This window comes from Deltaproteobacteria bacterium, from assembly GCA_011375175.1.
Classification (GTDB): domain Bacteria; phylum Desulfobacterota; class GWC2-55-46; order GWC2-55-46; family DRME01; genus DRME01.
This window is the reverse complement of sequence record DRME01000100.1, coordinates 1-8759: the sequence shown is the minus strand read 5'-3', so window position 1 is coordinate 8759 and position 8759 is coordinate 1. Positions and strand designations below refer to the sequence as shown.

Below are 8759 nucleotides of genomic sequence, written 5' to 3'. Positions count from 1 at the left end.
TCCCGATTTTGCTTGCAAAATCGGGATGAACCGCAGGGCGTTAAAAGTTTTTGGAGGGAGTCTGAGGGAACCTTTTTACAAAAAGGTTCCCTCAGTGCAATTAATCAGAGCTTCCTTAACATTAAACCACAGGGGAGGTCTTTTTTCAAGGACAGCGGCCGCTGTCGGCGCTCATCGCCTTGGAGTTATCTCCTTTTTCATGGCCCGGATAGTCTTTTTGTAGTCGTCGCTTCCGAAGACGGCCGAGCCCGCCACGAACACGTCGGCCCCGGCGTCGGAGACGGCCTTGATGTTGCCGAGCTTTATGCCGCCGTCCACCTCGAGCTCGGCCTTAAGGCCCCGTCCGTCGAGCATCTCCCTTGCGCGGGCCACCTTCTGGAGCACGGGCTCTATGAAATCCTGGCCGCTGAAGCCCGGGTTGACCGACATGACGAGCAGCAGGTCGGCGTACCCTATGATCTCTTCCACGGCCGACAGGGGTGTGCCGGGGTTCACGGCGACTCCAGCGCTCACGCCCTGCTCTTTTACGGCCTGCACGGCCTTGTGCAGATGGGCCGTCGCCTCGACGTGTATGGTTATGATGTCGGCCCCGGCCTTGGCGAAGGCGCCCGCGTAACGCTCGGGCTCCTCTATCATGAGGTGCACGTCCAGCGGAAGCGTCGTCGCCCGGCGCACGGCCTCGACCACGAAGGGTCCGATCGTTATGTTGGGCACGAAGCGTCCGTCCATGACGTCGATGTGGATATAGTCGGCCTTGGCCGTCTCCACCGCCGTGAGCTCGTCGGCGAGCACGGTGAAGTCGGCCGAAAGGATCGATGGCGCAATCTTCTTCATGTATCCCCCCTTGTATTTTCGGAAAATTCCGACCGATTACCCCGGGGGGACCTTCTGCAAAAGGTTCCCCCCGGCGCCTCTCAGCAGGGCCGCGCCCCCTGGCAGGCCAGCACCTGGCCCGCCCGCGTTCCGCTGCGGTACACGGTCACACCCTTGCACCCGAGCTCGTGGGCCGTGACGACCACGCGCCTTACGTCTTCGACCGTCGCGCTGTCAGGCAGGTTGACCGTCTTGCTCACGGCGTTGTCCGTGTGGCGCTGGAAGGCGGCCTGCATCCGCACGTGATCGAGCGGGTCGACCTCAAGAGCCGTCACGAAGAGTCTCTTCACCTCGTCGGGCACGTCCGGCCTCTCTCTTATCGAACCGCCGGCCTCGATATGTTTCACCAGGTCTTCGCTCAGAAACCCTCCCTTTTCGGCGGTTTCGACGAAGAGCGGGCTCACAAGCTCCATCTCAAGGTCGTCGAGCATCCGCCTCCTGTAGCTTACGGCGTAAAGGGGCTCTATGCCGGAGCTCACGCCGGCGATGATGCTGAGCGTGCCGGTGGGCGCGATGGTCGTGACCGTGGCGTTTCGCAGGGGACGGGCGCCGGGCCGGTCGTATATGCTGCCCCTGAAGTTGGGGAACGGGCCGCGGCTGGAGGCGAGGGCGCGGGAGGCCGCCCTGGCGCGTTCGCCTATGAAGGTCATGAGCTCCCCGGCCACCGAGAGGCTCTCGTCGCTCCCGTAGACGAGGCCGAGTCTTATGAACATGTCGGCAAGGCCCATGACACCGAGGCCGATCTTTCTGTTGAGCCTCGTGGCCGCCTCTATGGGAGGGGCCGGGTAGCGGTTGACCTCGATCACGTCGTCGAGGAAGCGCACGGCGAGCTCCGTGAGCTCTCCGAGCCGCCGGTAGTCTATCTCCGGCCCGGCCGGCCCGTTTCGCACCATGCGCGATAGGTTGATGGAGCCCAGGTTGCATGCCTCGTAGGGGAGGAGCGGCTGCTCGCCGCAGGGGTTGGTCGCCTCGATGGTCCCTGTCCGCGGCGTGGGGTTCGCCCTGTTGACGGCGTCCATGAAGAGCACGCCGGGCTCTCCGCACTCCCAGGCGTTGCGGCAGAGGAGCTCGAGGAGCCCGGCCGCATCCTTCACGGCCGCCTGCTCGCCGGTGCGCGGGTTTACGAGACGGTGTTCCCCGCCGGTTCGCGCCGTCTCCATGAAGGCGTCGGTCACGGCCACCGAGAGGTTGAAGTTGTGGAACTCGCCGGGGCTGCCCTTGGCCCTTATGAACTTCTCCACGTCGGGGTGGTCTATGCTCAGCACGGCCATGTTGGCGCCCCGGCGCGCCCCTCCCTGGCGGATGGCGTCGGTGGCGGCGTCGAAGACCCGCATGAAGGAGAGGGGGCCGCTCGAGAGCCCGCCGGTGGAGCTCACGATGTCGTTCTCCGGTCTCAGGCGGCTGAAGGAAAAGCCCGTGCCGCCGCCGGACTGGTGGATGACGGCCGCGAGCTTCACGGCCTCGAAGATGGACTCGATGGAGTCCTCCACGGGAAGGACGAAACAGGCGGCGAGCTGCTGGAGCGTGCGCCCTGCGTTCATGAGCGTCGGCGAGTTGGGGAGGAACTCGAGCCCGCTCATGGCCTCGAAAAAGAGCCCTTCCCAGCGGGCCGCTTCGTCCCCGCCGCCCCACTTTCTCTCGGCCGACGCCACGTTGGCCGCCACGCGGCGGAACATCTCCTCCGGCGTCTCCACCACCTCGCCCGATTCGTCCCGGGCGAGGTAACGCCTTTCGAGGACCGCCATGGCGGCGGCGCTGAAACGGCTCTCCAAAGGGTATCTCCTCCGGCCTCCGCTGCGGCCCGCCCACAACTCAGGGAAAGCCCGATCAATCTCCCCGCGGAAACTTTTTGGGAAACTCTGATTTATTGCACTGACGGAAACGTGGGCCTGTGGCCCTTCCACAGAAAGTTTCCCCCAGGGCAATCGATCACGGCTTCGCCGGCCCGCCGGCGGCCGTCAGAAAAAGTTCACCAGAAAGGCCTTGTAGCGCAGCATCAGTCCCGTGACGAGCAGAACGCCCATGGTCATGTAGACGGCGGCGGCGGCGACGAGACCGGCGGCGGGCACCCTTGCGGTGCGCCTGCGGGCCGCAAGCCATCCGGCCGCGGCCATGAAGGCCGCGCCTGTGAGCGTGAGCGCCGCCGCCATGCCGGCGCCGTAAAGGACGACCAGCACAAGCCCCCTGCCGCCTCCGTCCGGGCTCCTTGCGAAGTTGAGAGCCGCCGCCAGGGCGGGCGAGATGCAGGGCGAGTATCCGATGGCGAAGGCCGCGCCGGCGAGGGGTGAAAGCGCGGCGGCCGTCCGGACGCCGACGCCGACCCTGAGGGCCGGCAGCATGAGCACCGCGGCGCTAACGATGATGAAGGCGCCGGCGAGCAGCTTCAAGAGCTTGAGGTTTCTCAGTATCACACCGCCCACGCCCACGTGGGGCACCCCCATGATACCGAAGACGAGGCTGAAAGAGACGGCAAGGCCCAAGGCGGTCACCGCGAGGACCGCGCCCGAGCTCCCCCGGCCGCCCCGGCGCGAAAGGAGGCGGGCCGCCACCATGAAGGCGATGTAAAAGGGCGTTACCTGGAATATGCAGAGCTGCCAGACCGAAAAGAACGCGGCGAATCCGCCGAAAAAGGTCTCAAAGTAACCGGGCGCCATGGTCGTATCCGCTCCCTCCCCCGCCTCACGCCCCGCCCGTCCCCCCGGCTCCGGCCGGGGGCTCGTCGAGGAGCTGTTCTATCCAGGTGACGAGCACGTTGATGTCGTCGATCTTGCCGTAGTAGGCATTGCGGATCGCGCCGTCGGGGCCGATGAAGAAGGTCGTGGGCGGGGCGTTGACGCCGTAGCTTGCGCCTATGGCGTCGCCCTCGTCGTAGCCTGCGGGGAAGGGGAAACGCTCCCTCTCGACGAACCGCCGGAACTTGGAGCGCGAGTCCTGGAAGCCTATGAGGAGGAACTCGACCCCCCGGGGGTGGTACCTCTCGTAGGCCTCCTTGAAGACCGGCGCAGACTCGTTGGAGCAGGGACACCACTCGGCCATGAAGACCAGCACCAGGGGCCTGCCCGCGAAGTCCCGCTTCGTCACCTTCTCGCCGGTGGTGAGGGTGAGCGTGAAGTCCGGCGCCCGGCCCGTAGCCAGCACGCCGGGCCCGCCTCCTCCGGTGTCGCACCCCAGAAGGAGCGAACACAGGACCGAGAGTATGGCGATGACGCGCATCTTCACGCCTCCCCGCGCTGATCCCCCGTGACGGAAGCCCCCGTCAAAGGACCTCCTTTATCGCTTCCACCAGTATGGCGGCCTTTATGGCGCCCATGTGTATGTAGGAGAAACGTCCCTGCCGGTCGATTACGAAGGTCTTGGGCACGCCGTATATCTTGTAGGCCGCCGCTATCTCTCCCGAATCGTCGAGGCCGTTCGGGTAGGTGAGGCCGAACTCCTCGATGAAGGCCGTCGCCTTCTCTTCCGTATCCTGGATGGCCACGCCTATGAAACGCACGCCGGAGCCGCGGAACTCCTGCCATACCTTTTCCAGGTCTTCGGCCTCGGAGCGGCAGGGCCCGCACCAGGAGGCCCAGAAGTTGAGCACCACCGGCGAGCCCTTGAGGGTGGAAAGGGCGATCTCTTCGCCGTCGAAGCTCCTGAGCGTAAAGTCCGGGGCCGGGTCCCCCTCGTTGGGCAGGTTCTTTCGCAGCGGACTCTCCCGTCCGCCGTCATCGCAGCCTGCCTGCACAAGGAGCGCGGCCGCGACGACGAAGGCCGCCAGCAGCCGCAGCGGCGTCCCCGCTGAAAGCAGTCTCATCGCTTATCTCCCTTTTCAAACGGCGGTATGGGCAGCTTCCAGTAAAAGACCCTCTCCCTGCGGCCCGGCAGCCCCCGCATGACCAGCTCCATGGACTCACCCATGGGCGCGCGCTCGAACCTGAGGATGCCTTCCCTGTGATGCTTGTCTCCGCTCTCGTAAGTCACCTTCCAGTCCAGGGGCCGGTAGCCGCGGCCCTCGGAATCGCGCAGCTCCGCCATCTTCATGAGGTCGAAGGGGTCGAGCTTGCCCTGGTGGGTGTTGAAGTAGACCCGGAAGACGAGCTTGCCTTTCAGGTCGTAGCGCTCGGCGTCGATGAAACCGCGCAGTATCTCGTCGTAGCCGGGCGGCGTGTAGACCACGTCGACGTAGAGGTCGTTCTCGCCGAAGTCGCTCTTCCAGAGGTAGCTCTTGAGAAACTTGTTGGCCGACGGCGACAGTATGGTCGGCACGTTGCTTGCGAAGTTCTTGAGGAGGTAGGACGATATGACGCGGGCCTCGCGCTCGTTTATGAAGGCGCCGTTTCTCCTTATCATCCTGTCGATTATCTCGTCCCACTCCTTGGCCGTATGGCGCGACGTCTCGATAGGCTCGGCGCCGTGGCACAGGCCCGTGCAGCTCCACCTGTACAGAACCGCCGTCTCCCACTCGCCGGGCTCCATGAGCCCCGTGTACTTGAAAACCGTCAGCCTGGCGTACGTCCTCAGGTACTGCCCCCGCGTAAGTGGCGCCGTGTCCACGAGGAAGAGGAAGGCCACGGCCGCAACGAAAAGGACGACGATCATGAACAGGACCGCTGAAACGAGAAACTTTCTCACCGCGTTCTCTTAAGGAAACTTTATGGAAGGTCTAATTAATCACTCTGGGGGAAACTTTCTGTAGAAAGTTTCCCCCAGACCCCCTTCAAAGACTTTCAATGCCCTGCGGATCACCCCGATTTTGCAAGCAAAATCGGGGTGATCCGCAGGGCGTTAAAAGTTTTTGGAGGGAGTCTGAGGGAACCTTTTTACAAAAAGGTTCCCTCAGGGTAATTAATCAGAGCCTTCCTTACTCCCCTCCTTTTTTTTCGAGAACCTGCGCACGAGGAGCGCAACTCCCGCGAAGAGGGCCGCCGTCCAGAGCGCGGCTCCTCCCCAGAGCACGACCCAGTCCATTGTGTCGAAGCCGCGGGTGTACTGGTATATCTTGCCCCTGATCCTGCGCATGGGCGTTATGCGGCAGGCCTCGCCGTAGCGGTCCATGAAGTCGCGGATTATTTCGTCCTTCGTCTTTCCCGCCTTTATGGCCTCGCCGATCTCGTCCTTCCAGTCGAGCCCGCAGCTCATGTTGCAGTCTTCGAGCACGAGCGGACAGTCGCAGGGGCACTCCAGCTCGTGGGCCACCTCCTGCACGGTCAGGGCCCGGGCCGCAGCCGCGTACAGAAAGAGCAGCAGCACGGAGGCCGCGGCGGCCGCTGGAGCCGGTCTACCCATGGCCCTTGCCGCCTTTGAGGAGGAGGTAGCCCAGCCCCGCGAGGACGATGAGACCGAGCCCCGCCGCCATGTAGACGACCCTCCCGGCAATGCGTTTCACCTCGTAGGGAGGGGGCGTGTCCGACATCTTCTCCATGGAGCGCATGGGCGAGTACTTTATGTCCACCGACGGCCGCCGGTCCTTCTTGGTGTAGCGGAGCGAAACCCTGAGCTCGTCGCCCGGCTCAAGGCCGGAGAAGACGCGACTGTAGTGGTCGAATCCCCTGCGTGTGGAGACCTCGAGGCCCGGGGGCTCGACGACGGTGAAGTCCTCGGCCCGAAGCGGGCTCTGCACGTCGACCTCGAGCTCGTCCACCCTGTGGTTTATCTTTATGACGTGGTCGAGACGGCGCAGCTCGCCCTCTTCGCCGAAGGGCTCGGTATGGAAGCTCAGGTAGAAGTTCGGATAGGGGAGCTTTACGCTTACCTCGTCGTGGTCGCCGAGTCTTTTCTGCCTGTAGAGCTGACAGAAGTGCTGGCCTTTGGGCGAGAGGCTGCACACGTCGCTGAGCACCGAACCCGGCGGCAGCAGGAAGACGGTCTCCGCGGGAAAGACGCCGGGGTCCTTGAAACGGCCGTCGTAGATGAAGAGCACGCCCGTGGAGTCGTATTCGGGCCAGACCGCCACCCTCATCCTTCCGATCTCGAGGTCCCCGTCGGCGCGCTCCGCCGCCGCGGCCTGAGCCGCCCAGAGAAAGAGCAATATAAAAAGGCCCCAAAGGAGCCCGCTGCCGCCTTTCCTCATGACATCTACAAGTTTAGCGCAGATCGACGCCATATACAAGAGGAACCTGCCGCAGCGGCGGCGCTAAAGCCTCGGCCGCCTTCGGACGAAGTATTTTAGGGAAGCTCCGGTTTATTACCCTGAGGGAACCTTTTGTAAAAGGGTCACAGACCCACGGTTCCCTCAGACTCCCTCCAAAAACTTTTAACGCCCTGCGGATCACCCCGATTTTGCAAGCAAAATCGGGGTGATCCGCAGGGAATTGAAAGTCTTTGAAGGGGGTCTGGGGGAAACTTTCTACAGAAAGTTTCCCCCAGCCCGGGGAGGGCGCAAGACGCGATGATGATGGAGGAGACATTCGCCTTTTCATGGGCGGCCGTGGCCGTAGCGGCCCTTGCGGTGCTTGCGGCAGCCCTGTGGATGCGCTGGCGCGCAAGGGCCCGCGGCGAGCCGGCCGCGGCTGCGGCCGCCGTGGGGGCCGAGGTGAGGGCGACGGCGGAGGGCGCGGTCATGGAGGGCGAGTTCGGGGAGAGGTCCTTTGTCTGCCGCTTCGAGCGCCCCTTGCTCAAGGGCCTCGGCCTGCGGCCCTCGGCGGGGGCGCGCCTTGCGCCGGCGGCCGTCGTTCTCCGCTGCCGCAGCGGCCGGGCCATGGAGGGGCTCTCCGTAAGGCGCAGGGACTTCGTGGACCGCCTGGGCGCTCTCGCGGGGCTTGCTGGCGGAGGCGCCGTCACCGGCGACGCCGCCCTCGACGTCCTCTGCGCCGTCGAGGGGGCGCAGGGCGGGCATGTGCGGACCTTGCTGACGGAGCCCGCCGTGCGGGAAGCCCTGAGGGCGCTCTTTGTAGACGGCGGCGCCGACGGACTCGATGTGCGCGCCGGTGAGGTCGAGGTCTCTTATCGCTGGAGCGGGCCCCGGAATGTGGACGGTCCGTGGCTCGAAGGGGCGCTGCGGGCCCTCTCGGCCGTCGCATCGGCCCTGGAGGGGGCGGGAAGCGCCGAAGAGGAGGCGGCGGCCGGCCCGGCCGCCTTCGGACGGACCATGGCGCTGCTCTCCCTCCCCTTTGCCGCCCTCATGGCGGCGGGCCTGGCCATGGCCCTCTACGGAAACCTCAACTACTGCGCCGCCGACAGGGGCGAGCTCTTCGGCGCCGCGGCGCGCCACACGCTGCCCGCGGCGGCGGCGCTCACACTCATCACCTGGGCCATCCTCCACCGGCGCCTCCGCGCCGCCCCCCGCGCTGCGCACCTCTTCTTCACGGCCGCCGTCCTCAGCGCCGCCGCCTACACGGCCCTGGGAACGGGCTGGTTCGTCCTCTCCAACGGACTTCTCGACGACTCGCCGAGAAGGACCTACGTGGTGAAGATCATCGCCAGGGACGACGCCGGCCGCTACCTCGTCGTCTCCCCCTGGGTGGGCAGACGGAGACCGGCGCGGCTTCCCGCCTCGCCGAGGGTCTACGACGCCGTGGAGAAGGGGGACCTGGTGGCCGTCATGACGCGGGCCGGCTACAGAGGGATCGCCTGGGTGGACGCCTACGACTTCTTCAGGGACATACCGTAAAAAAGACCCTTCGCCATGGCGCCCAAACAAAAAAGGGGCCCTTGCGAGAAGAACCCCTTTCACGACGGAAAACAGGCCCGCGGCCCGGACCCTAAGGAAACTCTGATTTATTGCACTGAGGGAACATTTTTTGTAAAAAGGTTCCCTCAGACTCCCTCCAAAAACTTTTAACGCCCTGCGGATCATCCCGATTTTGCTTGCAAAATCGGGATGATCCGCAGGGAATTAAAAGTCTTTGAAGGGGGTCTGGGGGAAACTTTCTACAGAAAGTTTCCCCCAGGGTAATTAATCAGAG

The 8759-nt window shown here is 64.6% G+C and carries 9 protein-coding genes; 1 reads left to right on the top strand and 8 read right to left on the bottom strand.

Going from position 1 to position 8759, the window contains the following annotated elements; genetic code table 11:
- Positions 1 to 171: 171 nt before the first annotated feature.
- The 8 genes from ENJ37_08625 to ENJ37_08590 all read right to left on the bottom strand — a co-directional run bounded on the left by ENJ37_08625 (position 172) and on the right by ENJ37_08590 (position 6883).
- Positions 172 to 834 carry a ribulose-phosphate 3-epimerase gene (locus ENJ37_08625; protein HHL40557.1) on the bottom strand — a complete coding sequence of 221 codons (663 nt, stop codon included), beginning with the start codon at positions 832 to 834 and terminating at the stop codon, positions 172 to 174.
- 80 nt (positions 835 to 914) lie between these two features.
- Entirely contained in the window at positions 915 to 2645 is a 1731-nt protein-coding gene (locus tag ENJ37_08620) for an adenosylcobalamin-dependent ribonucleoside-diphosphate reductase (protein ID HHL40556.1), read from the bottom strand.
- A gap of 186 nt (positions 2646 to 2831) precedes the next feature.
- On the bottom strand, positions 2832 to 3527 hold the full coding sequence (locus ENJ37_08615) for a hypothetical protein (GenBank protein HHL40555.1): 696 nt from the start codon (positions 3525 to 3527) through the stop codon (positions 2832 to 2834).
- 25 nt (positions 3528 to 3552) lie between these two features.
- Positions 3553 to 4092 (bottom strand): TlpA family protein disulfide reductase, encoded by a 540-nt coding sequence (locus tag ENJ37_08610; GenBank protein HHL40554.1) that lies wholly within the window; start codon positions 4090 to 4092, stop codon positions 3553 to 3555.
- A gap of 37 nt (positions 4093 to 4129) precedes the next feature.
- Entirely contained in the window at positions 4130 to 4669 is a 540-nt protein-coding gene (locus tag ENJ37_08605) for a TlpA family protein disulfide reductase (protein ID HHL40553.1), read from the bottom strand.
- Entirely contained in the window at positions 4666 to 5454 is a 789-nt protein-coding gene (locus ENJ37_08600) for a hypothetical protein (GenBank protein HHL40552.1), read from the bottom strand. The genes ENJ37_08605 and ENJ37_08600 overlap by 4 nt, the downstream gene beginning before the upstream one ends.
- Positions 5455 to 5700: 246 nt before the next feature.
- Positions 5701 to 6141, bottom strand: coding sequence for a hypothetical protein (locus tag ENJ37_08595; GenBank protein HHL40551.1), 441 nt, complete (start codon positions 6139 to 6141; stop codon positions 5701 to 5703).
- Positions 6134 to 6883: a hypothetical protein gene (locus ENJ37_08590; protein ID HHL40550.1), complete on the bottom strand. Its 750-nt coding sequence runs from the start codon at positions 6881 to 6883 to the stop codon at positions 6134 to 6136. Before ENJ37_08590 ends, ENJ37_08595 begins: the two co-directional genes overlap by 8 nt.
- Positions 6884 to 7243: 360 nt before the next feature.
- Here ENJ37_08590 and ENJ37_08585 point away from each other — a divergent pair, with 360 nt between their 5' ends.
- Entirely contained in the window at positions 7244 to 8464 is a 1221-nt protein-coding gene (locus tag ENJ37_08585) for a hypothetical protein (GenBank protein HHL40549.1), read from the top strand.
- Positions 8465 to 8759 lie beyond the last annotated feature (295 nt).

Excerpts from the sequence above, each read along its gene's own strand:
- ENJ37_08585 (HHL40549.1), top strand. The coding sequence starts at position 7,244 with ATGATGATGGAGGAGACATTCGCCTTTTCATGGGCGGCCGTGGCCGTA.
- ENJ37_08605 (HHL40553.1), bottom strand. The coding sequence starts at position 4,669 with ATGAGACTGCTTTCAGCGGGGACGCCGCTGCGGCTGCTGGCGGCCTTC.
- ENJ37_08615 (HHL40555.1), bottom strand. The coding sequence starts at position 3,527 with ATGGCGCCCGGTTACTTTGAGACCTTTTTCGGCGGATTCGCCGCGTTC.
- ENJ37_08625 (HHL40557.1), bottom strand. The coding sequence starts at position 834 with ATGAAGAAGATTGCGCCATCGATCCTTTCGGCCGACTTCACCGTGCTC.
- ENJ37_08600 (HHL40552.1), bottom strand. The coding sequence starts at position 5,454 with ATGATCGTCGTCCTTTTCGTTGCGGCCGTGGCCTTCCTCTTCCTCGTG.
- ENJ37_08595 (HHL40551.1), bottom strand. The coding sequence starts at position 6,141 with ATGGGTAGACCGGCTCCAGCGGCCGCCGCGGCCTCCGTGCTGCTGCTC.